Source organism: Pseudomonas sp. NPDC088885 (assembly GCF_044750025.1).
Taxonomy (GTDB): domain Bacteria; phylum Pseudomonadota; class Gammaproteobacteria; order Pseudomonadales; family Pseudomonadaceae; genus Aquipseudomonas; species Aquipseudomonas rustica.
Map to the genome: position 1 here is coordinate 7,083 of NZ_JBIVJB010000059.1, position 24,468 is coordinate 31,550.

Consider the following 24,468-nt stretch of genomic DNA (forward strand, 5'->3'; position numbering starts at 1 on the left):
ACACCACCGGGTTGCTGTCAGCCAGTTGTTCGTTGATTTGTGCACCGACACGGGCGATGGCCGCCTCGACTTCAGCTTCGGTGTACAGGCAGTCAGCCTCTCGCATGATTTGACGGATATGCTCGAGATCAGCGGACATGGCGCTCTCCAGGGGGGAATGTGGGGGGGTATGGCTGCGAAAAGCGGGCAAAGGTACGCATCTCGGGGGGCCGAATCAAGCCTTTATGGACTAACGTACAGAATGTCCTATAGGACATCACCCTCGGATAGATTAATCTAGGCCGGTTTTTTTGCCCGCCGCCGGAGTTTTTCCATGCCCATCCTCGAGATCCGCCATCCGCTGATCCGTCATAAACTCGGCCTGATGCGCCGCGCCGATATCAGCACCAAGAACTTCCGTGAGCTCGCTCAGGAAGTCGGCGCCCTGTTGACCTATGAAGCTACAAAAGATTTGCCGCTGGAGTCCTACGATATTGCAGGCTGGTGCGGCACCGTGTCGGTCGAGAAGATCGCCGGCAAGAAGATCACCGTCGTGCCGATCCTGCGCGCCGGCATCGGCATGCTTGAAGGCGTGCTGAGCCTGATCCCGGGTGCCAAGGTTTCCGCCGTGGGTGTCGCCCGCAACGAAGAAACCCTGCAAGCGCACACCTATCTGGAAAAACTGGTTCCGGAAATCGACGAACGGTTGGCGATGATCATCGACCCGATGCTCGCCACTGGCAGCTCGATGGTTGCGACCATCGACCTGTTGAAAAAGGCTGGCTGCAAAGACATCCGCGCGATGGTGCTGGTTGCCGCGCCGGAAGGCATTGCTGCCGTCGAGAAGGCTCACCCGGACGTGACCATCTACACCGCGTCCATCGATGAGCGTTTGAACGAACACGGTTACATCATCCCTGGGCTTGGCGACGCCGGTGACAAGATCTTCGGCACCAAGCAGAAGGACGCGTAACCATGCAGCAAGAGTTCAACGATCCGCTCTGGCGCACGGTGCTGTCCGGCGCCCAGATGCTGTTCGTGGCTTTCGGCGCTTTGGTGCTGATGCCGCTGATCACGGGCCTTGACCCGAACGTGGCACTGTTTACCGCGGGTTTAGGGACGATCCTGTTCCAGATCGTCACCGGGCGTCAGGTGCCGGTGTTTCTGGCGTCGAGCTTCGCTTTCATCACTCCGATCATTCTCGCCAAGGGCCAGTTCGGCCTCGCCGCGACCATGGGCGGCGTGATGGCAGCCGGTTTCGTCTACACCTTCCTGGGCCTGGCCGTGAAGATCAAAGGCACCGGCTTCATTGACCGTTTGCTGCCGCCGGTAGTGATTGGCCCGGTGATCATCTCCATCGGCCTGGCCATGGCGCCGATTGCCGCGAACATGGCGATGGGCAAGGCTGGCGACGGTTCCGAACTGATCCACTACCAGACCGCGATGCTGATCTCGATGCCGGCGCTGCTGACCACGTTGATCGTGGCGGTGTTCGGTAAAGGCATCTTCCGCCTGGTGCCGATCATTTCCGGCGTGCTGGTCGGTTTTGCCATGTCGTTCTATTTCGGCGTGGTCGACACCGCGAAGATTGCCGCCGCGCCATGGTTTGCGATTCCGCACTTCACCGCGCCGGAGTTCAACTGGCAGGCGATTCTGTTCATCGTTCCGGTGGCCTTGGCCCCGGCCATTGAACACATCGGCGGCGTGATTGCTGTGGGTAGCGTGACCGGTCGCGACTATCTGAAGAAGCCGGGCCTGCATCGCACCTTGCTCGGTGACGGCATTGCCACCACCGCCGCCGGCCTGTTTGGCGGTCCGCCAAACACCACCTACGCCGAAGTGACTGGCGCGGTGATGCTGACCAAGAACTACAACCCGAAAATCATGACTTGGGCGGCGGTTTTCGCCATCACCCTGGCGTTCATCGGCAAGTTCGGCGCGCTGCTGCAAAGCATTCCGGTGCCGGTGATGGGCGGGATTCTGTGCCTGCTGTTCGGTTCGATCGCGGCGGTGGGCATGAACACCCTGATCCGTCACAAGATCGATTTGGGCGAAGCACGCAATCTGGTGATTGTCTCGGTGACGTTGGTGTTCGGGATTGGCGGTGTGCTGGTTGGCACTGGCACTGGCCCGGACGACTTCGGCCTCAAAGGCATCGCGCTGTGCGCGGTGGTGGCGATTGCGCTGAACCTGATCCTGCCGGGCAATGACGGCTGGAAGAACAAGAAGGCGGATGAGCCGCTGATCTAAACTTTTAGATCTGATCGTTCCCACGCTCTGCGTGGGAATGTCTCTAGGGACGCTCCGCGTCCAGTGACGCGGAGCGTCACGGGCTGCATTCCCACGCGGAGCGTGGGAACGATCATGTGGAAGCGGGCTTGCTCGCGAAGCTTTTGGCTTTTAAAGGGCCAACGGTGCTCGTTCGCAGAGGGTCGCCAGCGCCTTCGCCCACTGCGGGTCGTCGTTCAGGCACGGCACAAGAATCAACTCCTCGCCTCCCGCTTCGCGGAACTGTTCCTTGCCGCGATCGCCAATCTCTTCCAGCGTTTCGATGCAGTCGGCGACAAACGCCGGGCACATCACCAGCAACTTCTTCACCCCGCTTTTACCCAATTCATCCAGCCGCGCTTCGGTGTACGGCTCGATCCACTTTGCCTTGCCCAACCGCGACTGAAACGACACCGACCACTTGCCGTCCGCCAATCCCATGCGCTCGGCGAACAGTGCGGCGGTGCGCAGGCATTGCGCGCGATAACAGGTGGCCAAAACCGCCGGCGAAGCGTTCTTGCAGCAGTCTTCGTTCTTGAAACAATGATTGCCCGTCGGGTCGAGCTTGGTCAGGTGCCGCTCCGGCAAGCCATGAAAGCTCAGCAGCAAGTGATCGTAATCCTGCAGCAGATGCGGCTTGGCACTTTGAACCAGCGCGTCGAGGTATTCCGGCTGATCGTAGAACGGTTGCAGCACCGACAATTGCACATTCAACTTCTTCTCACGAATCACCCGTTTGGCTTCTTCGATCACGGTGGTCGTGGTGCTGTCGGCGAACTGCGGATACAGCGGCGCCAGCGTGATGCGTTTGTGCCCCGCCGCGACCAGTTTCAGCAAGCAGGTTGCAATCGACGGCTCGCCGTAGCGCATCGCCAGTTCGACCGGCCCTTGCGTCCACTGCGCCTTCATCTGCTGTTGCAGGCGTTGGCTGAGCACTACCAGCGGCGAGCCCTCCTCCCACCAGATCGACGCGTAGGCATGGGCTGACTGCTCCGGGCGTTTGATCAGGATCAGCGACACCAGCAAACGCCGCACCGGCCATGGCAGGTCGATCACGTACGGATCCATCAAAAACTGATTGAGGTAACTGCGCACATCGGACACCGAAGTGGAGGCCGGGGAGCCCAGGTTGACCAGAAGCAAGGCGTGATCGGTCATGCAACGTCCTATTTCAGAGGCGGCTGGAGAGATCATCCAAAGCCGCGCGTAATTCCGTGAACTGGAAAGTGAAACCCGCTTCCAGCAAGCGTGCCGGCGTAGCCTTTTGGCCGCCGAGCAACAACAAAGACATCTCGCCGAGACCGACCTTCAGTGCCAGGGTCGGCATCGGCATAAACGCCGGGCGGTGCAATACGCTGCCCAGGGTTTTGGCAAATTCGCGATTGCGCACAGGTTGCGGCGCGCACGCATTATATGGACCACTGGCCTGCTCGCGGTGCAGAAGAAAATCAATCAGGGCGATTTGATCATCGATATGAATCCACGGCATCCATTGCCGACCGTTGCCCAAAGGCCCGCCCAGCCCAAGCTTGAACGGAAACAGCAGCCGCGACAAAAAGCCGCCCTCGGCCGACAGCACCAGACCGGTTCGCACCAGCACCACGCGAATATCCTGCGCTTCAGCACGTTGCGCGGTTTCTTCCCAGGCGATGCACAGCTGACTGGCAAAATCATCAATCACCGGCGGCGATTCTTCCGTCAGCTCACGTTCGCCGCCATCGCCGTACCAGCCGATCGCCGAGCCGGAAATCAACAGCGCCGGTTTCTGCGCGCGGGTTTCGAGCCACGCCAGCAAGGTTTCCGTCAGTGTGATGCGACTGCTCCACAGCAACGCCTTGCGCCGATGCGTCCACGGCCGATCGGCAATCGGCGCGCCAGCGAGGTTGATGATCGCGTCTAACGGCTCATTACCCACGTCTTCGAGACGAGCGATGCCGCGCACCTGTGCGCCGCAAATTTTCGCGACTTTTTCCGGCGTGCGGCTCCACACCGTCAGCCGATGCCCCTGCCCTGACCAGTGTCGGCAGAGCTGACGTCCGATCAAACCAGTACCGCCGGTCAGCAATATGTGCATGACATCTTCCTCGCGTGGCGTTTAACCCGGATCACTAGTCTATTTTTAAAAGCAGGGATCTTTTCTATCGGGCAGGCTCTATTGTTTAACCATAGGCCAAGCTGTCAGAACGAGAACGCTAGAAGTTATACCAGAAAACAAAATTGTACAGGTTTCAATCACGGCGTAGTCTGTACAGAAAGGTAAACGAGGCCCCTATGACTGTACCTATCGCAATCATCGGCACCGGCATCGCCGGGCTCTCCGCCGCCCAGGCTCTGACAGAGACCGGGCATACCGTGCAACTGTTCGATAAAAGCCGCGGCAGTGGCGGGCGCATGTCGAGCAAGCGCAGCGACGCCGGTTCGCTGGACATGGGCGCGCAATATTTCACCGCCCGCGACCGGCGCTTCGTCACCGAAGTACAACGTTGGCAAAGCCAGGGCTGGGTCGCCGAGTGGACGCCGCAGCTCTATACCTATCAGGGCGGGCAACTGAACCTGTCGCCGGACGAGCAGACACGCTGGGTTGGCGCGCCGCGCATGAGCGCCATCACCCGTGGTTTGCTCGACGGTCTGGAAGTGCATTTCGCCTGCCGCATCACCGAAGTTTTTCGCGGTGAAGAGCACTGGCATTTGCAGGACGCCGAAGGCTTCACCCACGGCCCCTTCAGCCACGTGGTGATCGCCACGCCGGCGCCGCAAGCCACCGCATTATTGGCCGCGGCACCGAAGCTCGCCGGCGCCGCTGCCGGGGTGAAGATGGATCCGACATGGGCCGTTGCCCTCGCCTTCGACACGCCTTTGGATACGCCAATCGAAGGCTGCTTCGTGCAGGACAGCCCGCTCGACTGGCTGGCGCGCAACCGCAGCAAACCCGGCCGCGACAACACCCTCGACACCTGGGTGCTGCACGCGACCAGCGCCTGGAGTCGGCAACACATCGACCTGTCTAAGGAAGCGGTGATCGAGCATCTGCACGGTGCATTCGCTGAACTGCTGCACAGCGCGATGCCAGCGCCGAGCTTCAGCCTCGCCCATCGCTGGCTCTATGCACGCCCGGCAACCGGGCATGAATGGGGCACACTGGCCGACGCCGATCTGGGCTTGTATGCCTGCGGCGACTGGTGCCTGTCCGGGCGTGTGGAGGGTGCATGGTTGAGTGGTCAGGAGGCTGCGCGCCGCTTGCACGAACACCTGCAATGAACCGCATCAACCCGCGCAAGTTGCTGCTGTCGAAATGGACAGCAGCCCACCCGCAGAATCGCGAAAAGCATTTTCTGGTGACCGAATTGTTCCGCGATGAGGAAGGCACGGTGCTGGAAGTCGAGTTGCAGGCAGTGCTGACCAAACGCGCCGAACGCCTCGATTGGCAGACGCTCCAAAACCACGCTGAATGGCTGCAAGGCTGGAAATAAACACCGGCCCCTGTGGGAGCGGGCTTGCTCGCGAAAGCGGTGTATCAGCTAATACATGTGTTGAATGCTAATCCGCATTCGCGAGCAAGCCCGCTCCCACAGAGGATTGGGTTCGGATCGCAAAAAGTTATACAAACAATTTGACTTGTACACCTTTGAATCTATGCTAACGCAATGTTGTACAGAGACTGCACTCTGTACAGGTTTAGATTCGAGGTGCCTATGCTTGCCCTGCCCGCCGCCAAACCGAAAATAGCCATCAGTGCCTGCCTGTTGGGTGCCGAGGTGCGCTACAACGGTGGCCACAAGGAATCGCGCCTGTGCAGCCGCACCCTCACTGAATATTTCGAATTCGCCCCGGTTTGCCCGGAAGTCGCTATCGGCCTCGGCATTCCGCGCGAGCCGATTCGCCTCGTCGGTGACCCCGAACATCCGCAAGCCATCGGCACAGTCAATCCGGCGATCAACGTCACCCAGCCACTGGCCGAATACGGCGAGAAAATGGCCGCTGAACTTGATGACATCTGCGGCTACATCTTTATGCAGCAATCGCCGTCCTGCGGGCTGGAGCGGGTCAAGGTTTATCACGTCAACGGCGCTCCGGTGAATGGCGGCGGGCGTGGCATTTACGCCCAAGCCTTCTGCGCGCAACACCCGGATTTGCCCGTGGAAGAAGCCGGGCGTCTCAACGATCCGGTGCTGCGGGAAAACTTCATCACCCGTGTATTCGCCTATAGCGCCTGGCAGCAGGTACTCGCCGATGGCCTGAGCCGTCGCGCCCTCACCGAATTTCACTCGCGCTACAAATACCTGCTGATGGCCCACAACCCGCTGCAATACAAAGCGTTGGGCAAACTGCTGGGCAACATGGCGCACACCGATCCCGTCGAACTCGGCCCGCGCTACTTCAGCGAACTGATGGCCGCGCTGAAAAAATGCGCCACGCGCGGCACGCACTGCAACGTGCTGCTGCACATCAGCGGTTATCTGAAACAAGTAATCAGCGCCGAAGACAAACAGGAAATGGTGCACGTCATCGACCAATACCGCCTCGGCATCGTGCCGCTGGTGGTGCCGCTGACGCTGCTCAAGCATCACTTTCGCCAACACCCCGATCCGTACATCGCGCAACAGGTTTACCTGCAACCGCACCCGGAAAACCTCAGCCTGCGAAACGCCATCTGATGAACGACAAACTCGACTCCAGCGCCCAGGAAGACCTCGGCGCCGATTTCAAGAAAGCCCTCGACGAAGGCTGGTTGCCGATCCGCGAAGTCGCGCGGCAAACCGGCGTCAACGCGATCACCTTGCGCGCGTGGGAACGTCGCTACGGGCTGATCGTGCCGCAACGCACACCCAAGGGCCATCGGCTGTATTCGGCTGAGCATGTGCAACGAATTCTGGCGATCCTGACCTGGCTCAATCGTGGCGTTGCAGTCAGCCAGGTCAAGCCGCTGCTCGACACCCCGCAAGCCTTCAGCGAACCGGTGGAAAACGATTGGCAACGCCTGCGTCAAACGTTGCTCGCCGCCGTCACCCAGCTCAACGAACGCAACCTCGACGACAGCGTCAACCAAGCGATGGCGCTGTACCCGCCGCGCACCTTGTGTGAGCAGTTGTTGATGCCGCTGCTGGCTGAGCTCGAACAACGCTGGCAGGGCCAATTCGGTGCGCAGATGGAGCGCACGTTCTTTTTTTCCTGGCTGCGCAGCAAATTCGGTGCGCGCATCTACCATAATAATCGTCAGTTGCACGCCGCACCGCTGCTGTTGATCAACCACTCCGACCTGCCACTGGAACCTCATCTGTGGCTATGCGCGTGGCTGATCAGCAGCGCCGATTGCCCGGTGCAAGTGTTTGACTGGCCGTTACCGGCCGGCGAACTGGCGCTGGCCGTCGAACACCTGCAAGCCCGTGGCGTGCTGCTCTATTCGAGCAAGGCCATGAACCTTGCCCACCTGCCCAAGCTACTGAACGGAGTCAGTTGCCCAAAAATGATTGTCGGACCAACGGTATGCATCCACCACGCCGAGTTGTCCGTAAGAACTTCCGAGATCGCTGATGTGTACCTGGCTGAAGATGCGCTGTCAGCGCACCAGGTACTCGTTCAGCGTGGACTGATTTAATGATGGGTTTAATGTCATGCAATTGATCTGGCTGCGCAGCGACTTGCGCCAACACGACAACACCGCCCTCGCGGCCGCCGCAGCCCGCGGCCCGACCGTGGCCGTGTACCTGTTGAGCCCGCAGCAGTGGCTGGAACACGACGATGCCGCGTGCAAGGTCGACTTCTGGTTACGCAATCTCAAAGAACTGAGCAACAGCCTCGGCGAGCTGAATATCCCCTTGTTGATCCGCACTGCCAATCATTGGGATCAGGCTCCAGCGGAGCTGCTCAAGCTGTGCCGCGAACTGAAGATCGAAGCGGTTCACGTCAACGAAGAATACGGTGTCCACGAAAGCCGTCGCGATGCCGCCGTGGCGGAAACCTTGCAGGCCGAAGGTATCGAGTTTCACAGCTACCTCGATCAATTGCTGTTCAAACCGGGTACCGTGCTGACCAAAACCGACACCTATTTCAAGGTGTTCAGCCAGTTCAGAAAGGTCTGCTACGAACGCCTGCACCGCTCCATGCCGGCGCTGGTCAAGGCGCCCGGCAAACAGGCAATACTCAAGGTCGACAGCGACCCGATTCCTGACTCGGTCAAAGGCTTCGCCACCCCAAGCGAATCCCTGCAAGCCCTGTGGCCGGCCGGTGAAGAAGAAGCGCGCCGTCGCCTCGACACCTTCACCGACGCGCAGATCGAATACTACAAAAGCGAACGCGACTTCCCGGCCAAACCCGGCACCAGTCAGCTCTCGGCATACCTCGCCGCTGGCGTGATCTCACCGCGCCAATGCCTGCACGCCGCGTTGCAAAGCAATCAGGGCGAATTCGAAAGCGGCAACGTCGGCGCTGTCACCTGGATCAACGAACTGCTCTGGCGCGAGTTCTACAAACACATTCTGGTCGGCTACCCACGGGTTTCGCGTCACCGTGCTTTCCGCCCGGAAACCGAGGCATTGGCCTGGCGTGATGCACCGGAGGAACTCAAGGCCTGGCAAGAGGCGCGCACCGGTCTGCCGATCATTGACGCGGCGATGCGCCAACTGCTCGAAACCGGCTGGATGCACAACCGTCTGCGCATGGTCGTGGCGATGTTCCTGACCAAAAACCTGTTGATCGATTGGCGTGAAGGCGAGCGCTTTTTCATGCGTCATCTGATCGACGGCGATCTGGCGGCGAACAACGGTGGCTGGCAATGGAGCTCATCGACCGGCACCGATTCCGCGCCGTACTTCCGCATTTTCAATCCGTTGAGCCAGTCGGAAAAATTCGACAGCGAAGGCCTGTTCATCAAGCACTGGCTGCCGGAACTCGCCGGGCTGAACAAAAAGGAAATCCACAACCCGGCCAACCTTGGCGGACTGTTTGGCGTCGCCGATTATCCGTCGCCAATCGTCAATCTCAGCGCCTCTCGTGAGCGCGCACTGGCCGCGTTCAAGAGCCTGCCATCGCGCACGGCAATGGAGGGCAGTGATGAGTGAATTCCTGCGCCGCTTCGCCCAACAATTCTGCGAGTTGAACAAAGACAACCTGCATCGGTTGGGCGAGCTGTACAGCGATGACATTCATTTCACCGACCCGTTGCACGAAGTGCAGGGGCTCAAGCAACTGCACGATTATTTCAGCGAGCTGTACGCCAACGTCAGCGAGCTGCGGTTTGATTTTCATGGCTTCGATCAGATCAGCGACGGCGAAGGCTATCTGCGCTGGGTCATGAGTTACCGCCATCCGCGCCTGGCGAGTGGTCAGGTGATTCGCGTCAGCGGCTGCTCGCATCTGCTCTGGCGCGACAAGGTTTATCGCCACCGGGATTACTTCGATGCCGGGGCGCTGTTGTATGAACATTTACCCGTATTGGGCCGGGTCATCGCCTGGCTAAAAAGGAGAATGGGATGAGTCGTACACCTCCACGGCGCTATTGGTTGACTGGCGCCAGCAGTGGCATCGGCGCGGCGCTCGCTGAAGAAATTCTGAAAAGCGGCGCGCACCTGGCGGTCAGCTCGCGCTCGGTCGCGGCACTGAAAGTCTTGTCGCAACGCTATCCGGGCCAGGTTTTAGTGGTGCCGGGGGATTTGACCAACAGTCAGACCGTGCGCGAAATCGGTGAGCAGATCGCTGAAGTCTGGGGTTCGCTGGATTCGGTGATTCTCAATGCCGGCACCTGTGAATATGTCGACGCCAAGCAGTTCGATGCGTCGATCATCGAGCACGTGGTGCGCACCAATCTGCTCGCCAGTAGCTACTGCATCGAAGCCGCCCTGCCGCTGCTGCGCAAAGGTACCGCGCCGCATCTGATCGGCGTCGCCAGTTCGGTGACGTACCTGCCTCTACCACGGGCCGAAGCTTACGGCGCGTCGAAGGCCGGACTGCGTTATCTGTTCGAATCGCTGCGCATCGATCTGGCGGATGAAGGCATAGAAGTCACCATCGTCAGCCCCGGTTTCGTCGAAACGCCGCTGACCGCGAAGAACGATTTCCCGATGCCGCTCAGTTGGCCTGTGGATAAAGCCGCGCGGCACATCTTCGCCAAGCTCAAGGATCGGCCACTGGAAATCGCCTTTCCGGCGCTGTTCATGGCCGCGTTGTGGCCGCTGTCGAAATTGCCCGCCAGCCTGCAACTGGCAATCGGCAAACGCATGGTGCGTAAATCGCCACCGCTGCGAGATCCAGCATGAAAATCGCCATCGTCGGCAGCGGGATCGCCGGGCTCACCTGCGCCCACCTGCTCAATCGCCGACATGACGTGCACGTGTTCGAGGCCAGCGACTGGGTCGGTGGCCACACGCACACGGTCGAAGTGACGGTCGACGGCCAGCAGTACGCGGTGGACACCGGGTTTATCGTCTTCAACGACTGGACGTACCCGAATTTCATCCGCTTGCTCGGCCAGCTCGGCGTGCCGTTCAAAGCCACCGAAATGAGTTTTTCGGTGAGCGACCCGGACACCGGTCTGGAGTACAACGGCAACAACCTCAACAGCCTGTTCGCCCAGCGCAGCAATCTGTTGTCGCCGGGGTTCTGGGGCATGTTGCGCGACATTCTGCGCTTCAATAAAGAAGCCCAGCGCGACCTCGCCGAGTTGCGCATTTCCAGCGACATGACCCTCGACGATTACCTGAAAGCAGGCAACTACGGCGAGCGTTTCATCCTGCATTACATCGTGCCGATGGGCGCGGCGATCTGGTCGATGCCGATGGCCGAGATGCTCAATTTTCCGCTGCAATTCTTTGTGCGCTTCTTCAAGAATCACGGGCTGTTGTCGGTGAGCAATCGTCCGCAATGGCGGGTGATCGAGGGCGGTTCCAGCGCTTACATTGCGCCGCTGACCGCCGCATTCAAAGACAAGATCCGCCTCAATTGCCCGGTAACGCGGGTTGATCGTGACGAGCACGGCGTAGTTATCCACAGCGCGGAGGGCAGCGAGCAGTTCGACAAAGTGGTGTTTGCCTGCCACAGCGATCAGGCCCTGCAATTGCTCGCCGAGCCGAGCGATGCCGAACGCGAGATCCTCGGCGCCCTGCCCTACGCCGACAACGAAGTGGTGCTGCACACCGACACGCGTTTGCTGCCGACTCGCAAACTGGCCTGGGCCAGCTGGAACTATCGGCTCAGCGGCGCCGGCCACACTCACGCCGCCGTCACTTACGACATGAACATTCTGCAAGGCATTCAGAGCGACACCACGTTCTGCGTCAGCCTCAATCAGAGCGCCGGCATCAGCCCGTTCAAAGTGCTCGCCAGATACACCTACGCTCATCCGCAATACAGCCTCGCGGCGGTAGCGGCGCAAAATCGCTGGGCGGAACTGGATGGCGCGCAACACACGCATTTTTGCGGCGCTTACTGGGCCAATGGTTTCCATGAAGACGGCGTGGTCAGCGCGTTGCGCGTGGCTTCGGCGTTCGGGGAAACCTTATGAACAGCGCCCTTTACAGCGGCTGGATCGGCCATCGGCGCTTCTCGCCGCGCAAGCATCAATTCCGCTACAAGATCGGTTTGCTCTATCTCGATCTCAGCGAACAGGACGCCGTGCTCGCGCTGTCGCCGCTGGCAGGTCGCAGCCGATTTGCACCGTTCTCCTTTCGCGAGACCGACTACCTCAAATCCTTCACCAGTCGCGGCGTGCGTTTGATTGATGCGGTGCGCCAACAGGTCGGCGCCGCCATCGGCCACGAACCGCAAGGCGCGATCTGTCTGCTGACCCAGGCGCGCAGTTGGGGTTTGTCGTTCAATCCGGTGAGCTTCTTTTATTGCCACGAGGCCGATGGGCAGCTGGCAGCGATCGTCTGCGAAGTCACCAACACGCCGTGGCGCGAGCGTTATCACTATGTGTTGCCGGCCCGTGCGCCGAGCAATCTGCAGGATTTTCACCAGCATTTTGCCGTGGCCAAGGCCTTTCACGTTTCGCCGTTTCTGCCGCGCGACCTCGAATACCGCATGAGCTTCAGCCCCGCCGCGAAAAATCTCGGCGTACACATGGCCGACTGGCAGGGCGAGGAAAAACTGTTCGACGCGACGCTCAATCTGCAACGCGAAGCCCTCGACCGTCGCAGCCTGCATCGCTACCTGAAACGCTTTCCGTGGATGACCGCAAAAACCGCGTTGGCCATTTACTGGCAAGCGCTGCGGCTTTTGCTTAAACGCGTACCGATCTTTGCTCATCAGGCTGCTGACGGCAGCTTTCAAACCGCCACTGTGCCTCCCAAGGAGCACCGCCATGAAATCCTCTAGCCTGTCGGTCAGTCGGCTCAGCACCAACGGTTTGACCGGTTCGTTGCTGCGCCGTGGCGTATTGCGTCAATTGGGTCAGCTCAAACACGGGCAACTGCTAGTGATCGAGGATGGCGAACGATTGATGTTTGGCACGCCGGGCAGTGCCTTGCTTGGGGAAGTCCACGTGCTGGATTCGGCCCTGTGGGGCATGGTTGCCAGCAACGGTTCGATCGGCGCTGGCGAGGCGTTTATTCACGGTTACTGGAGTTCGCCGGATCTGACGGCGGTGGTGCGTGTGTTCGTCAGCAACCTTGAGGTGCTCGATGCGATGGAGGGCGGACTGGCCCGCATCAGTCGGCCGTTGGTGCAAGGTCTGCACTGGCTCAATCGCAATACACGCAAGGGTTCGCAGAAGAACATCGCGGCGCATTACGACCTCGGCAACGATCTGTTCGAACAGTTTCTCGACCCGACCATGATGTATTCGGCGGCGCAGTTTCTTACCCCGGAAGACACGCTGGAGCAGGCGCAACTGAACAAACTGGAGCGCATCTGCCAGAAGCTCGCGCTCAAGCCCAGCGACCATTTGCTCGAGATTGGCACTGGTTGGGGCAGCATGGCGCTTTACGCCGCACAGAATTACGGTTGCCGCGTCACCACCACGACGCTGTCGAAAGAGCAGTACGCCTTCACCGCCCAGCGCATCGAACAACTTGGTTTGCAGGATCAAGTAACGCTGCTGCTGGAGGACTACCGCGACCTCACGGGCGAGTACGACAAACTGGTGTCGATCGAGATGATCGAAGCGGTCGGCCACCGCTTCCTGCCAACCTATTTCAAACAGTGCGCGCACTTGCTCAAGAGCAACGGTTTGATGCTCATCCAGGCGATCACCATTCGCGAGCAACGCTACGAACAGGCTAAGCGCGGCGTCGATTTCATTCAGCGCTACATCTTCCCCGGCGGCGCCCTGCCCTGTGTGCAGAAGATGCTCGAAGTGGTCAGCCGCGACACCGACATGAACCTGCTGCACATGGAAGATTTCGGCCTGCATTACGCCAAGACCCTGCGCCTGTGGCACGAGAACTTCCGCCGCGCCCATGGCCGTTTGACCGAACTGGGTTATGACGATTATTTCCTGCGGCTGTGGGAGTTTTACCTGTGCTACTGCGAAGGTGGTTTCCTCGAACGCACCATCGGCACCGCGCAATTGCTGCTGGCCAAACCCGCGGCGATGACTGCGCCATTGCTTGGCCGCTTCGATGCTTGAGCGTGTCGCCAATGCCGTGTTGTTCCAGATTGGCTGGCTGGCCTGCGTAATTGGCGGCAACAGTTTGTGGTTGTTGCTGGCGTTGGCAGTGCTGGTGATTCATCTGCGCTGGATCAGCAGTTGGGCGGCTGAGGGACGTTTGATTCTCAGCGTGGTGATTGTCGGCACGGCGGTGGACAGTGTTTTGCGCGGCGTCGGCGTGTTTGAATTTCAGGATCAATCGCCGTTGATTCCGTTGTGGTTGATGCTGTTGTGGGCGTTGCTCGCGACGACGTTGCGGCATTGTCTGCAATGGAGTGGCCGGCCCTGGTGGCTGGCGAGTGGATTGGGCGCGGTGGGTGGCGCGTTGTCGTATTACGGCGGGGGACGACTGGCCGGGGTGCAATTTCCCTACGGCGAATTACCGACACTGATTGGCATCGGCCTGCTCTGGGCACTGTTGTTTCCGCTTTTGCACACCATGGCACGGCGGCTGGCGGGCTGAGCGTCTGTCAGACCATTCACACGCACCGCAGCGACTGCCTTACACTGGGGCCATGAAAACCATTCCCCACCAGCAAATCACCGAGCCTGCAGTCACCTGCTCGACCTGCGCGGCGTGCTGCTGCCAGCTCGAAGTGATGCTGATCACCGACACCGGCGTGCCTGATCGCTTTATCGATACCGATGAGTGGGGCGGCGAAGTGATGCTGCGTCTGGACGACGGCTGGTGCGCGGCGCTGGATCGCGACACGATGATGTGCACGATCTACGAAAAACGCCCGCTGATCTGCCGCGAATTCGAAATGGGCGCCCCCGAGTGCCTCGAAGAACGCCAAGGCATCACCACCGCGTACCGCTAACCTCGCCAACACCGCAAAACCAAATGTGGGAGCGGGCTTGCTCGCGAAGGCGGTGGGTCAGCGAATTCCATATCAACTAATACACCGCATTCGCGAGCAAGCCTGCTCCCACAGGGTGATGCGTACAGCCGCAGAATCTCCGCAAATCCAAAGGCCTGATAGCGCTGCCGCTGATCCCGCCTACACCGCAAAAACAATGTGGGAGCGGGCTTGCTCGCGAAGGCGGTGGGTCAGCCAATTCACCTATCGACTGATACAACACTTTCGCGAGCAGGCTCGCTCCCACAGGTTGATGCGTACAGCCGCAGAATCTCCGCAAATCCAAAGGCCTGATAGCGCTACCGCTGATCCCGCCAACACCGCAAAACCAAATGTGGGAGCGAGCCTGCTCGCGAAAGCGGTGGGTCAGCCAACTCCATATCAACTGCTACACCGCATTCGCGAGCAAGCCCGCTCCCACAGGGGTGATGCGTACAGCCGCAGAATCTCCGCAAATCCAAAGGCCTGATAGCGCTGCCGCTGATCCCGCCAACACCGCAAAACCAAATGTGGGAGCGGGCTTGCTCGCGAAGGCGGTGGGGCAGCCAATTCCATATCGACTGATACACCGCATTCGCGAGCAAGCCCGCTCCCACAGGGTTATCGCGAGCAGTTAAATCCGGGGTTACAACGGCATTGTGTAGTGCAGCGCGTAGCTTTCTACGCCGTCGTTACTGCTGGCCAGGCCGGCGTTGGAATAGTGCGTCGCACGGATCCCGACTTCATGCCCGCCATTGATACGCAGACCAAAACCGATACGGTCTTCGAACTGGAGCGAGCCGCCAATGTTGTTGGATTCGTACTTGGTGTTGGAGAACGCGGCAACGCCGATCCCCGCTTCAACGTACGGTTTGACCGACTGGCCGGCAAACTCGTAAACAAATACCGGCGAGAACGACAGGCTGTTGTTGCTGGAGGTCTTGTCACCTTCCCAATACGTATAGGCGCCGCTCCAGTAACCGGTCAGGCGACCGACGTCGCTCTGCAGCCAGCTCTGATCCCAATCAAAATTCATCCCCAGGCGGTAGGTCATGGTCGAATCGCTGGTGGCCCCCACCGCAAATTCAACACCTGCCGCTTGTGCAGTAATGCTTTGCCCCATTAGTGCGGCCGCAATCGCGGCCAAGCAGAATAGTCGCTTCACTTTGAAACTTCCTTTTCCGGAACGATCGTTTGGTTTTCTGGTTAACACAACGCTATAGAAGTCTGCGCCCGAAAAGAAGTTCAGACGAATTTCAGCTTATTTCACGTTTTTTTCACAAACCGAAGTTTTGCACATCATTTGCGGCTTGCCCCAGCAACGGCAGGACATTTTTGAAGGACTGCAGATCCGCGCTGGTCCAGAATCTGACCGATCGGTTCGGCCCCTCAGCCAGCAGATCGCGCTCGGTCAGCAGCCGTTGAAGTTGCCGCGCCACAGCGGCGCCGGTGTCGATCAAACTGATGTCCGCCGGGATCATCGATTTGAGCATCGGCTTGAGGAAGGGATAGTGCGTGCAACCAAGAATGATCGTGTCGCAACCGTTGGCCAGCAACGGATCGACATAACTTTTCAACAACGTGCGCAATGTGTCGCTGTGCAGGTCACCGCTTTCAATCAGCTCGACCAGTCCGGGACAAGGCTGGGTAATCACCCGCACATCGGTGGCGAAACGATCAAGTAATGCCGCGAACTTGGCACTCTGCAAAGTGCCCGTAGTGGCGAGCACGCCGACCACACCGCTACGGGTCGCAGCCGCCGCCGGTTTCACCGCGGGTTCCATGCCGACAATCGGCCAGTCCGGGTAATCACGACGCAAATCGGCAACCCCGGCGACGGTCGCCGTGTTGCAGGCCAGCACCAATGCCTTGGCGCCCTGCTCGCGGAAAAACCCGGCCATCACGCTGCAACGCTGGCGGATAAATTCCGGGGTTTTCTCGCCGTAGGGAATGTGCCCGCAATCGGCGACATAGAGCAGCGATTCGTTGGGCAACAACTGCTGGATTTCTGCCAGTACCGACAAACCGCCGACACCGGAATCGAACACGCCGATCGGCGCTTCACGCATGGCGCGAGCCACAGACACTACAACCCGGATCACGCTTGACGCGCAGCTCACGGAAACGCGAGCCCAGCGCATCGATCAGCAACAAACGGCCCACCAGCGGCTCGCCGAAACCGACCAGCACCTTCAACGCTTCAAGCGCTTGCAGACTGCCAACCATACCCACCAACGGCCCGACAACACCCGCTTCGCTGCAGGTCAATTCGGCTTCGCTGCCGTGGCCGTACAAGCAGTGGTAGCACGGGCTCTCATCGCGGCGCGGGTCGAACACCGACAATTGCCCTTCAAGACGAATCGCCGCGCCGCTGACCAGCGGTTTGCGCGCCGCCACACACGCGGCGTTGACCGCCTCGCGCGTAGAAAAATTATCGGAACAATCGAGCACCAGATCCACCGCTGTCACGGCGGCGGCGAGAGAATCCTCGTCCAGCGCCTGCCGATGCGCGATCAACTGGATCTCCGGATTGATCGCGCTCAGACGCTTGAGCGCCGAGTCGACCTTGCTCATGCCGACGCTGTCGGTGTCATGAATGATCTGGCGTTGCAGGTTGGTCAGATCGACCGTGTCGAAATCCGCCAGATGCAGCTCACCGACACCTGCCGCTGCCAGATACAAGGCGACCGGCGCGCCGAGACCACCGAGGCCGACGATCAGCACGCGACTGTCCTTGAGCTTCAACTGGCCATCGATGTCGATGTGTTGCAGCAGAATCTGCCGGCTGTAGCGCAGCAATTCCTGATCATTCAGCACGGCAGGCGTCCCAGACTGATGCGTTGATGACCGCCCAGATCGGTGCGGCTGTGGACTTCTTCAAAACCGTGCGTCAGCAACAAATCGCGCACGGCTTCGGCTTGATCATAGCCATGTTCGAGCATCAGCCAGCCACCGGCCTCCAGATACTCCGGGGACTGAGCGACGATCAAACGCAGATCATCGAGGCCGTCTTCACCGGCGACCAAGGCGCTGGCCGGTTCGAAGCGCACATCGCCTTCCACCAGATGCGGATCGGCCGCCGCAATATACGGCGGGTTGCTGATGATCAACTGAAAACGCTGACCGGCCAGCGAGCTGAACCAATGGCTGCTCAGCACCGTGGCGTTGTTCAAATGCAGGCGCTGACGATTGCGTTCGGCCAGTGCCACGGCTTCGAGCACGCGATCCACCGCCGTGACTTTCCATGCAGGACGTTCGCTGGCCAGAGCCAAGGCGATCGCGCCGCTGCCAGTGCCGAGGTCGAGCACTTTAGCCGGGGTCGCGGGCAGCAATTCCAGCGCCGCTTCTACCAGCAACTCAGTGTCCGGACGCGGGATCAGCGTGTGCGGCGCGACTTCCAGATCGAGTTTCCAGAAACCCTGCTGACCAAGAATGTAGGCCACCGGCTCACCGCCACGGCGACGTTGCAGATATTCGGCAAAGGTCAGCGCCGCTTCACTCGGCACGATGCGCTCGGGCCAGGTGTGCAGAAAACTGCGCGACTTGCCCAGTGCAGCGGCCAGAAGCAATTCGGCGTCCAGACGCGCAGTGGGCGAGTCCGGCAGTTCGGCGGCGCGCAACAGGCTGGCAATGATGGTCATTTATTCACCTATCGCTGCGAGTTGATCAGCCTGGTATTCGGCCAGCAAAGGCTCGATCACCGCATCAACCCCCCCGGCGAGAATTTCATCAAGGGAATACAAGGTCAGGTTGACGCGATGGTCGGTGACCCGGCCCTGAGCAAAGTTGTAGGTGCGAATGCGCTCGGAGCGATCGCCGGAACCGACCAGCAATTTACGCTCGCTGGCGATGGCATTCGCCGCCGCTGCGGTTTGCTGATCGTTGAGTTTCGCCGACAGCCAGGCCATCGCCCGGGCACGGTTCTTGTGCTGGGAACGCTCTTCCTGACACTCGACGACGGTGCCGGTCGGAATGTGCGTGATGCGGATCGCCGAATCGGTGGTGTTGACGTGCTGACCGCCGGCCCCGGAGGAGCGGAACGTGTCGACGCGCAAATCCGCCGGGTTGATCTCGATCGCTTCGCGCTCATCCGGCTCGGGCAATACCGCCACGGTGCAGGCCGAGGTGTGGATACGGCCCTGGGATTCGGTGGCGGGTACGCGCTGAACGCGGTGCGCGCCGGATTCGAATTTCAGCTTGCCGTAAACGTTGTCGCCTTCGATGCGCGCGATGACTTCTTTATAGCCGCCGTGTTCGCCTTCGTTTTCCGAGAGGATCTCCACGCGCCAGCCGCGACGCTCGGCGTAACGCGAGTACATGCGGAACAGGTCGCCGGAGAAGATCGCCGCCTCGTCGCCACCGGTGCCGGCGCGAATTTCGAGGAAGACGTTGCGACCGTCATTCGGATCCTTGGGCAACAGCATGCGTTGCAGGTCGGCTTCCAAAGTGATCAGCGATTCTTTGGCTTCGCGGACTTCTTCCACGGCCATTTCACGCATGTCCGGGTCGTTGTCCTTGAGCAGCGCCTGCGCGCTTTCAAGATCGCTTTGTACGCTGAGGAGCTTTTTATAGCCTTGTACGACCGGCTCGATTTCGGCGTATTCCTTGGAATAGGCGCGGAATTTGCTCTGATCGGCAATGACTTCGCCGTCGCCGAGCAGCGCGGTCAGTTCCTCGAAACGATCCTGGAGGATGTCCAGCTTATTGTGCAGTGACGCTTTCATTGCGGTTTTTTATCCGAAAAGCTATCCGGTGAGCCCTCGAGGGCAAAGAGTTCCTGGGCCATGGCCAGCGCATCGAGGCGGCCTTCGGCAGAAAGCTTTTTCAGTTGCACGCTGGGCGCATGCAACAGTTTATTGGTCAGGCCACGGGCCAGTTGCCCGAGCACGTCTTCGGCGTTGCCGCCATTGGCCAGCAGACGCAGGGCTTTTTGCAGCTCTTCGTCACGCAGGCGCTCGCTCTGTTGACGATAGGCCTTGAGCACATCAACCGCCGCGAGTTCGCGCAGGCGCACCATGAAATCGTCGGCGCCGACCGAAACCATCTCTTCGGCGGCTTGCGCTGCGCCCTGGCGGCTCTTGAGGTTTTCGGCGACCACTTCGTGGAGATCGTCGACGCTATACAGGTAAACATCGTCCAGTTCGCCGACTTCCGGTTCGATATCCCGGGGAACCGCGATGTCGACCATGAAGATCGGTTTGTGCTTGCGCAGCTTCAGAGCGCTTTCCACCGCGCCTTTGCCGAGGATTGGCAACTGACTGGCGGTCGAACTGATGACGATATCGCTGCGCACCAGTTCTGCCGGGATGTCCGACAGCAACACCGCGTGGGCGCCGAACTGTTCGGCGAGCAAACTGGCGCGTTCGAGCGTGCGGTTGGCGACGACGATGCGCTTGACGCCCAGCTCATGCAAATGGCGGGCGACCAGCGTGATGGTCTCGCCGGCGCCGATCAGCAGGGCCTGGCTGCGTTGCAAATCACTGAAAATCTGTTTGGCCAGACTGACGGCGGCAAACGCCACCGATACCGGGTTTTCGCCGATGGCGGTGTCGGTGCGCACCTGCTTGGCGGCATTGAACGTCGCCTGAAACAATCGCCCCAGCAGCGGGCCGATGGTGCCGGCCTCGCGGGCCACGGCGTAGGCCGATTTCATTTGGCCGAGAATCTGCGGTTCGCCCAACACCAGCGAGTCGAGCCCGGAGGCGACGCGCATCATGTGACGAACTGCCGCATCATCTTCATGCACATAAGCACTCGCGCGCAGCTCATCGAGGCTTAAATGATGGTAATCAGCCAGCCAGCGCAAGACGACATCGGCAGAAAGCTGATCCTGTTCTATATAAAGCTCACTCCGATTGCAGGTGGAGAGGATCGCGGCTTCGCGGCTGTCGGTCAGTCGGCAGAGCTGCTGCAACGCCTCCACCAGTTGCTCAGGCGTAAAAGCCACGCGCTCGCGGACGTCTACTGAAGCAGTCTTGTGGTTGATACCGAGTGCAAGGAAGGCCATTCAAAGTCGCTGGTGGTGACGTGAAGCCGGCAATTGTCCTACTTCGTCAGATTCAGAACAACTACCGCTGACTATTGTCCCAATGGTCAGTCCCTATAATGGGCACAATTTGGCTCCTTGTAGGAGCTGCCGCAGGCTGCGATCTTTTGATTGATCGTTCCCACGCTCGGCGTGGGAATGCAGCCCGGGACGCTCCGCGTCTCAAACAACGTCAAAAGATCGCAGCCTGCGGCAGCGCCTACAGGGCGATAAGCCGTAAATTGCCTGAGCGGTTATGTTTGGCCGAAGGCTTGTGTCATGATGATCCGACCGCAGGTTAGTCGTCCTCTTCCTATATGAATAGATCTTCCGCGTTGCTCCTCGCTTTTGTCTTCCTCAGCGGCTGCCAGGCCTTGGCACCCGTGTCGCCGGACGGTACGCCGCCGGTCGAAGACACCACGCCCGCGCCTGAAAAGCCCAAGGTTTACAGCTCGTTCAGCGAGGAAACCGTCTTCAGCCTGTTGAGCGCCGAACTCGCCGGCCAGCGCAATCGCTTCGATATTGCGCTGGATAACTACGTGACTCAGGCGATCAATACGCAAGATCCGGGCGTTTCCGAGCGTGCGTTTCGCATCGCCGAATATCTGGGCGCCGATCAACCGGCCCTCGATACCGCGCTGATCTGGGCAAAAAACGCTCCGGAAGACCTCGAAGCGCAACGCGCCGCCGCCGTGCAACTGGCGCGCGCCGGGCGTTACGACGACTCGATGGTCTATATGGAGAAAGTCCTGCAGGGCAAGGGCGACACCCATTTCGACTTCCTCGCCCTGTCGGCGGCTGACACTGATCAGGAAACCCGCAACGGTCTGATGAAAAGTTTTGACCGTTTATTGCAGCGCCACCCGAACAACAGTCAGCTGATTTTCGGCAAAGCCCTGCTGTTGCAACAGGACGGCGACAATAAAGCGGCCCTGACCCTGCTCGAAGACCATCCGCCCGAAGAAGGCGAGATCGCCCCGATTCTGTTGCGCGCACGCTTGCTGCAAGTGATGAACCGTGGCGACGAAGCGCTGCCGCTGCTGCGAAAAAACATCAAGAAATACCCGGACGACAAACGCCTGCGCCTGACTTACGCGCGCATGCTGGTTGAGCAAGACCGGATGGACGACGCCAAAGTCGAATTCTCCAGCCTCGTTCAGCAATACCCGGAAGACGACGAACTGCGTTACTCGCTGGCGCTGGTGTGCCTCGAAGCCAAGGCCTGGGACGAGGCCAAGGGCTATCTGGAAGACTTGATCGCCCGTGAAAGCCACGTCGATTCAGCCCACCTGAACCTCGGTCGCATCGCTGAAGAGCGTAACGATCCACAAGGCGCGCTCATCGAGTACGCCCAGGTCGGCCCGGGCAACGACTATCTGCCGGCGCAGTTGCGTCAGGCCGATATTTTGATGAACAACGGCAAAACCGCTGAAGCGCAAAGCAAACTGGCGGCGCAGCGTGACGAAGAGCCGGATTACGCGATCCAGTTGTACCTGATTGAAGCGGAAACCCTGTCGGCCAATAAACAGGACGACAAGGCCTGGAAAGTCTTGCAGCAAGCGTTGCTGCAATACCCGGACGACCTGAATCTGCTCTACACCCGGGCGATGCTCGCGGAAAAACGCAATGATCTCGGGCAGATGGAAAAAGACCTGCGCCTGATCATCAAGCGTGATCCGGACAACGCCATGGCGCTCAATGCGCTGGGTTACACCCTCTCCGACCGCACGACCCGCTACGCTGAAGCGAAGATGCTGATCGAGCAGGCGCACCAGATCAATCCGGAAGACCCGGCCGTACTCGACAGCCTCGGCTGGGTGAATTACCGCTTGGGCAATCTGGACGACGCCGAGAAATATCTGCGTCAGGCGCTGGAGCGTTTCCCGGATCACGAAGTCGCCGCGCATCTGGGCGAAGTGTTGTGGGCCAAGGGCAACCAGCGTGAAGCCAAACAAATCTGGGGCAAATTCCTCAAGGATCAGCCCGACAGCACCATTCTGCGCAGCACCATCAAGCGCCTGACCGGATCCGAGACTCTTTAACTCATGTTTTTGCGCCACGTTATTGTTTTCAGCTTCATCGCCCTCCTCGCTGGTTGCTCGGGTTTTGGTACTCGCGAATCGGTCGAGGGCCACGGCAGTCCGGCTCAATGGGCGGCGAACAAACAGCAACTGACCGGCCTCGACGGCTGGCAGATCGACGGCAAGATCGGCATCCGCGCACCGAAAGATTCCGGTAGCGGCACGCTGTTCTGGCTGCAACGTCAGGACTATTACGACATTCGTCTGTCCGGCCCGTTGGGTCGTGGCGCTGCACGCCTGACCGGACGCCCGGGCAAGGTGTCGCTGGAAGTCGCCAATCAGGGCCGCTACGAATCGCAATCGCCGGAAGCCCTGCTCGAAGAGCAACTGGGCTGGAAGTTGCCGGTGTCGAATCTGGCCTGGTGGGTGCGTGGCCTGCCGGCTCCGGACACTAAAAGTCGCCTGAACCTGGACGCCGACAGCCGTCTGGCCAGCCTGGAACAGGACGGCTGGAAAGTTGAGTACACCGCGTACACCGAACAAAACGGTTACTGGTTGCCCGAGCGCATCAAGCTGCACGGCACCGACCTCGACGTCACGCTGGTGATCAAGACCTGGCAACCGCGCAAGTTGGGGCAATAACGCATGACCGCTGCACGTCTGACCCTGCCCTCGCCGGCCAAACTGAACCTGATGCTGCACATTCTTGGTCGCCGTGAAGACGGTTATCACGAGTTGCAGACGCTGTTTCAGTTTGTCGATTACGGCGATGAAATCACTTTTGCCGTGCGCGATGACGGCGTGATTCAGCTGCACACCGAATTTGCCGGCGTGCCGCATGACAGCAATCTGATCGTGCGCGCAGCAAAAATGCTTCAGCAACAATCGGGTTGTACGCTGGGTATCGACATCTGGATCGACAAAATTCTGCCCATGGGCGGCGGCATCGGTGGCGGCAGCTCAAACGCAGCGACCACCTTGCTCGGTCTGAATCACTTGTGGCAGCTGGGCTGGGATGAAGATCGCCTGGCGGCACTGGGTCTGACGCTTGGCGCCGACGTGCCGGTTTTCGTCCGTGGTCACGCGGCTTTTGCCGAGGGCGTGGGCGAGAAACTCACCCCGGTCGATCCCGAAGAACCGTGGTATCTGGTGCTCGTACCGCAAGTCTCTGTAAGTACGGCAGAAATTTTTTCCGATCCTTTGTTGACACGTAACACGCCGCCCATTAAAGTGCGCCCCGTTCCCGAGGGAAACAGTCGAAATGACTGCTTGCCGGTGGTTGCAAGGCGTTATCCAGAGGTACGTAACGCATTGGATTTGTTAGGTAAATTTACCGAAGCAAAGCTCACCGGAACTGGAAGTTGTGTGTTTGGGGGCTTCCCAAGCAAAGCTGAAGCTGATAAAGTCTCGGCCCTTCTGACAGAGACCCTTACAGGGTTTGTAGCGAAAGGAAGCAACGTTTCGATGTTGCATCGCAAGCTGCAAAGTCTGCTCTAAAGGAACCAAGTGCACGGCACTTGATGCAACAGATACAGGGGCGTCGCCAAGCGGTAAGGCAGCAGGTTTTGATCCTGCCATGCGTTGGTTCGAATCCAGCCGCCCCTGCCATTTTCTATACTCATCCAGGTTACCCTCAGCCTCTAGGTACTGCGCGTGTCCAAGATGATGGTCTTTACGGGGAACGCTAACCCCGATCTGGCTCGGCGTGTTGTACGTCAGCTGCATATCCCTCTCGGTGACATCTCTGTCGGTAAG

Annotated in this window: 25 protein-coding genes, 1 tRNA gene and 2 pseudogenes; 19 read left to right on the forward strand and 9 right to left on the reverse strand. The window is 59.7% G+C overall.

Annotated elements, in window-relative coordinates; genetic code table 11:
- A pseudogene (locus ACIP1X_RS20030) lies at positions 1 to 139 on the reverse strand (hypoxanthine-guanine phosphoribosyltransferase); the annotation flags it as partial.
- Between the two features lie 174 nt (positions 140 to 313).
- Here ACIP1X_RS20030 and upp point away from each other — a divergent pair.
- Together upp and ACIP1X_RS20040 are read left to right on the forward strand one after the other, a co-directional pair.
- A complete protein-coding gene (gene upp / locus ACIP1X_RS20035; RefSeq protein WP_007912842.1) occupies positions 314 to 952 on the forward strand; it encodes a uracil phosphoribosyltransferase in 639 nt (212 codons plus the stop codon).
- A 2-nt stretch (positions 953 to 954) separates the two neighbouring features.
- The gene (locus tag ACIP1X_RS20040) at positions 955 to 2,229 is read left to right on the forward strand and encodes a uracil-xanthine permease family protein (RefSeq protein WP_008086144.1); all 1,275 of its coding nucleotides are present in this window, start codon (positions 955 to 957) and stop codon (positions 2,227 to 2,229) included.
- A 150-nt stretch (positions 2,230 to 2,379) separates the two neighbouring features.
- Here the strand turns inward: ACIP1X_RS20040 and hemH are convergent, their stop codons facing one another.
- Positions 2,380 to 3,405 (reverse strand): ferrochelatase, encoded by a 1,026-nt coding sequence (gene hemH / locus ACIP1X_RS20045; protein ID WP_400754543.1) that lies wholly within the window; start codon positions 3,403 to 3,405, stop codon positions 2,380 to 2,382.
- Positions 3,406 to 3,418: 13 nt separating this feature from the next.
- Entirely contained in the window at positions 3,419 to 4,321 is a 903-nt protein-coding gene (locus ACIP1X_RS20050; protein ID WP_400754545.1) for a TIGR01777 family oxidoreductase, read from the reverse strand.
- A 197-nt stretch (positions 4,322 to 4,518) separates the two neighbouring features.
- On the opposite strand from ACIP1X_RS20050, the gene ACIP1X_RS20055 reads away from it, so the two are divergent.
- From ACIP1X_RS20055 to ACIP1X_RS20110, 12 genes are all read left to right on the forward strand, one after another.
- The gene (locus ACIP1X_RS20055) at positions 4,519 to 5,505 is read left to right on the forward strand and encodes an NAD(P)/FAD-dependent oxidoreductase (RefSeq protein WP_053123729.1); all 987 of its coding nucleotides are present in this window, start codon (positions 4,519 to 4,521) and stop codon (positions 5,503 to 5,505) included.
- Positions 5,502 to 5,717: a TIGR02450 family Trp-rich protein gene (locus tag ACIP1X_RS20060; protein ID WP_400754548.1), complete on the forward strand. Its 216-nt coding sequence runs from the start codon at positions 5,502 to 5,504 to the stop codon at positions 5,715 to 5,717. Before ACIP1X_RS20055 ends, ACIP1X_RS20060 begins: the two co-directional genes overlap by 4 nt.
- Positions 5,718 to 5,939: 222 nt before the next feature.
- Complete coding sequence (locus ACIP1X_RS20065; protein WP_400754551.1) at positions 5,940 to 6,902, forward strand: YbgA family protein; 963 nt, start codon at positions 5,940 to 5,942, stop codon at positions 6,900 to 6,902.
- Entirely contained in the window at positions 6,902 to 7,843 is a 942-nt protein-coding gene (locus ACIP1X_RS20070; protein WP_400651611.1) for a MerR family transcriptional regulator, read from the forward strand. Before ACIP1X_RS20065 ends, ACIP1X_RS20070 begins: the two co-directional genes overlap by 1 nt.
- Before the next feature lie 16 nt (positions 7,844 to 7,859).
- Positions 7,860 to 9,305: a deoxyribodipyrimidine photo-lyase gene (gene phrB, locus ACIP1X_RS20075; RefSeq protein WP_400754554.1), complete on the forward strand. Its 1,446-nt coding sequence runs from the start codon at positions 7,860 to 7,862 to the stop codon at positions 9,303 to 9,305.
- Entirely contained in the window at positions 9,298 to 9,720 is a 423-nt protein-coding gene (locus tag ACIP1X_RS20080) for a nuclear transport factor 2 family protein (RefSeq protein ID WP_053123738.1), read from the forward strand. The genes phrB and ACIP1X_RS20080 overlap by 8 nt, the downstream gene beginning before the upstream one ends.
- On the forward strand, positions 9,717 to 10,499 hold the full coding sequence (locus ACIP1X_RS20085; RefSeq protein WP_053123740.1) for an SDR family oxidoreductase: 783 nt from the start codon (positions 9,717 to 9,719) through the stop codon (positions 10,497 to 10,499). The genes ACIP1X_RS20080 and ACIP1X_RS20085 overlap by 4 nt, the downstream gene beginning before the upstream one ends.
- Positions 10,496 to 11,743 (forward strand): NAD(P)/FAD-dependent oxidoreductase, encoded by a 1,248-nt coding sequence (locus ACIP1X_RS20090; RefSeq protein WP_400754557.1) that lies wholly within the window; start codon positions 10,496 to 10,498, stop codon positions 11,741 to 11,743. Before ACIP1X_RS20085 ends, ACIP1X_RS20090 begins: the two co-directional genes overlap by 4 nt.
- On the forward strand, positions 11,740 to 12,555 hold the full coding sequence (locus tag ACIP1X_RS20095; protein WP_053123744.1) for a DUF1365 domain-containing protein: 816 nt from the start codon (positions 11,740 to 11,742) through the stop codon (positions 12,553 to 12,555). The genes ACIP1X_RS20090 and ACIP1X_RS20095 overlap by 4 nt, the downstream gene beginning before the upstream one ends.
- The gene (locus tag ACIP1X_RS20100; protein WP_400754560.1) at positions 12,542 to 13,807 is read left to right on the forward strand and encodes a class I SAM-dependent methyltransferase; all 1,266 of its coding nucleotides are present in this window, start codon (positions 12,542 to 12,544) and stop codon (positions 13,805 to 13,807) included. Before ACIP1X_RS20095 ends, ACIP1X_RS20100 begins: the two co-directional genes overlap by 14 nt.
- Complete coding sequence (locus ACIP1X_RS20105) at positions 13,800 to 14,291, forward strand: DUF2878 domain-containing protein (RefSeq protein ID WP_400754562.1); 492 nt, start codon at positions 13,800 to 13,802, stop codon at positions 14,289 to 14,291. The genes ACIP1X_RS20100 and ACIP1X_RS20105 overlap by 8 nt, the downstream gene beginning before the upstream one ends.
- Before the next feature lie 52 nt (positions 14,292 to 14,343).
- On the forward strand, positions 14,344 to 14,649 hold the full coding sequence (locus tag ACIP1X_RS20110) for a YkgJ family cysteine cluster protein (RefSeq protein ID WP_053123751.1): 306 nt from the start codon (positions 14,344 to 14,346) through the stop codon (positions 14,647 to 14,649).
- Positions 14,650 to 15,313: 664 nt separating this feature from the next.
- Here the strand turns inward: ACIP1X_RS20110 and ACIP1X_RS20115 are convergent.
- The 6 genes from ACIP1X_RS20115 to hemA all read right to left on the reverse strand — a co-directional run bounded on the left by ACIP1X_RS20115 (position 15,314) and on the right by hemA (position 20,674).
- Positions 15,314 to 15,832 carry an acyloxyacyl hydrolase gene (locus ACIP1X_RS20115; protein ID WP_400754565.1) on the reverse strand — a complete coding sequence of 173 codons (519 nt, stop codon included), beginning with the start codon at positions 15,830 to 15,832 and terminating at the stop codon, positions 15,314 to 15,316.
- A gap of 112 nt (positions 15,833 to 15,944) precedes the next feature.
- A complete protein-coding gene (murI, locus tag ACIP1X_RS20120; protein ID WP_400754567.1) occupies positions 15,945 to 16,736 on the reverse strand; it encodes a glutamate racemase in 792 nt (263 codons plus the stop codon).
- Positions 16,729 to 17,484 (reverse strand): molybdopterin-synthase adenylyltransferase MoeB, encoded by a 756-nt coding sequence (locus tag ACIP1X_RS20125; RefSeq protein WP_400754570.1) that lies wholly within the window; start codon positions 17,482 to 17,484, stop codon positions 16,729 to 16,731. The genes murI and ACIP1X_RS20125 overlap by 8 nt, the downstream gene beginning before the upstream one ends.
- Positions 17,478 to 18,308, reverse strand: coding sequence for a peptide chain release factor N(5)-glutamine methyltransferase (gene prmC, locus ACIP1X_RS20130; RefSeq protein ID WP_400754573.1), 831 nt, complete (start codon positions 18,306 to 18,308; stop codon positions 17,478 to 17,480). Before prmC ends, ACIP1X_RS20125 begins: the two co-directional genes overlap by 7 nt.
- The gene (prfA, locus tag ACIP1X_RS20135) at positions 18,309 to 19,391 is read right to left on the reverse strand and encodes a peptide chain release factor 1 (RefSeq protein WP_053123761.1); all 1,083 of its coding nucleotides are present in this window, start codon (positions 19,389 to 19,391) and stop codon (positions 18,309 to 18,311) included.
- A complete protein-coding gene (hemA, locus tag ACIP1X_RS20140) occupies positions 19,388 to 20,674 on the reverse strand; it encodes a glutamyl-tRNA reductase (RefSeq protein WP_053123763.1) in 1,287 nt (428 codons plus the stop codon). Before hemA ends, prfA begins: the two co-directional genes overlap by 4 nt.
- Before the next feature lie 335 nt (positions 20,675 to 21,009).
- Here hemA and ACIP1X_RS20145 point away from each other — a divergent pair, with 335 nt between their 5' ends.
- From ACIP1X_RS20145 to ACIP1X_RS20165, 5 genes and pseudogenes are all read left to right on the forward strand, one after another.
- Positions 21,010 to 22,734: a tetratricopeptide repeat protein gene (locus ACIP1X_RS20145; RefSeq protein ID WP_400754576.1), complete on the forward strand. Its 1,725-nt coding sequence runs from the start codon at positions 21,010 to 21,012 to the stop codon at positions 22,732 to 22,734.
- Between the two features lie 3 nt (positions 22,735 to 22,737).
- On the forward strand, positions 22,738 to 23,355 hold the full coding sequence (gene lolB / locus ACIP1X_RS20150; RefSeq protein WP_053123767.1) for a lipoprotein insertase outer membrane protein LolB: 618 nt from the start codon (positions 22,738 to 22,740) through the stop codon (positions 23,353 to 23,355).
- 3 nt (positions 23,356 to 23,358) lie between these two features.
- Entirely contained in the window at positions 23,359 to 24,210 is an 852-nt protein-coding gene (gene ispE / locus ACIP1X_RS20155) for a 4-(cytidine 5'-diphospho)-2-C-methyl-D-erythritol kinase (RefSeq protein WP_053123769.1), read from the forward strand.
- A gap of 36 nt (positions 24,211 to 24,246) precedes the next feature.
- A tRNA-Gln gene (locus ACIP1X_RS20160) sits at positions 24,247 to 24,321 on the forward strand.
- 45 nt (positions 24,322 to 24,366) lie between these two features.
- A pseudogene (locus ACIP1X_RS20165) lies at positions 24,367 to 24,468 on the forward strand (ribose-phosphate pyrophosphokinase); the annotation flags it as partial.

Coding starts and splice junctions, on each gene's coding strand:
- upp (WP_007912842.1), top strand. CDS start 314: ATGCCCATCCTCGAGATCCGCCATCCGCTGATCCGTCATAAACTCGGC.
- ACIP1X_RS20040 (WP_008086144.1), top strand. CDS start 955: ATGCAGCAAGAGTTCAACGATCCGCTCTGGCGCACGGTGCTGTCCGGC.
- hemH (WP_400754543.1), bottom strand. CDS start 3,405: ATGACCGATCACGCCTTGCTTCTGGTCAACCTGGGCTCCCCGGCCTCC.
- ACIP1X_RS20050 (WP_400754545.1), bottom strand. CDS start 4,321: ATGCACATATTGCTGACCGGCGGTACTGGTTTGATCGGACGTCAGCTC.
- ACIP1X_RS20055 (WP_053123729.1), top strand. CDS start 4,519: ATGACTGTACCTATCGCAATCATCGGCACCGGCATCGCCGGGCTCTCC.
- ACIP1X_RS20060 (WP_400754548.1), top strand. CDS start 5,502: ATGAACCGCATCAACCCGCGCAAGTTGCTGCTGTCGAAATGGACAGCA.
- ACIP1X_RS20065 (WP_400754551.1), top strand. CDS start 5,940: ATGCTTGCCCTGCCCGCCGCCAAACCGAAAATAGCCATCAGTGCCTGC.
- ACIP1X_RS20070 (WP_400651611.1), top strand. CDS start 6,902: ATGAACGACAAACTCGACTCCAGCGCCCAGGAAGACCTCGGCGCCGAT.
- phrB (WP_400754554.1), top strand. CDS start 7,860: ATGCAATTGATCTGGCTGCGCAGCGACTTGCGCCAACACGACAACACC.
- ACIP1X_RS20080 (WP_053123738.1), top strand. CDS start 9,298: ATGAGTGAATTCCTGCGCCGCTTCGCCCAACAATTCTGCGAGTTGAAC.
- ACIP1X_RS20085 (WP_053123740.1), top strand. CDS start 9,717: ATGAGTCGTACACCTCCACGGCGCTATTGGTTGACTGGCGCCAGCAGT.
- ACIP1X_RS20090 (WP_400754557.1), top strand. CDS start 10,496: ATGAAAATCGCCATCGTCGGCAGCGGGATCGCCGGGCTCACCTGCGCC.
- ACIP1X_RS20095 (WP_053123744.1), top strand. CDS start 11,740: ATGAACAGCGCCCTTTACAGCGGCTGGATCGGCCATCGGCGCTTCTCG.
- ACIP1X_RS20100 (WP_400754560.1), top strand. CDS start 12,542: ATGAAATCCTCTAGCCTGTCGGTCAGTCGGCTCAGCACCAACGGTTTG.
- ACIP1X_RS20105 (WP_400754562.1), top strand. CDS start 13,800: ATGCTTGAGCGTGTCGCCAATGCCGTGTTGTTCCAGATTGGCTGGCTG.
- ACIP1X_RS20110 (WP_053123751.1), top strand. CDS start 14,344: ATGAAAACCATTCCCCACCAGCAAATCACCGAGCCTGCAGTCACCTGC.
- murI (WP_400754567.1), bottom strand. CDS start 16,736: ATGCGTGAAGCGCCGATCGGCGTGTTCGATTCCGGTGTCGGCGGTTTG.
- prmC (WP_400754573.1), bottom strand. CDS start 18,308: ATGACCATCATTGCCAGCCTGTTGCGCGCCGCCGAACTGCCGGACTCG.
- prfA (WP_053123761.1), bottom strand. CDS start 19,391: ATGAAAGCGTCACTGCACAATAAGCTGGACATCCTCCAGGATCGTTTC.
- hemA (WP_053123763.1), bottom strand. CDS start 20,674: ATGGCCTTCCTTGCACTCGGTATCAACCACAAGACTGCTTCAGTAGAC.
- ACIP1X_RS20145 (WP_400754576.1), top strand. CDS start 21,010: ATGAATAGATCTTCCGCGTTGCTCCTCGCTTTTGTCTTCCTCAGCGGC.
- lolB (WP_053123767.1), top strand. CDS start 22,738: ATGTTTTTGCGCCACGTTATTGTTTTCAGCTTCATCGCCCTCCTCGCT.
- ispE (WP_053123769.1), top strand. CDS start 23,359: ATGACCGCTGCACGTCTGACCCTGCCCTCGCCGGCCAAACTGAACCTG.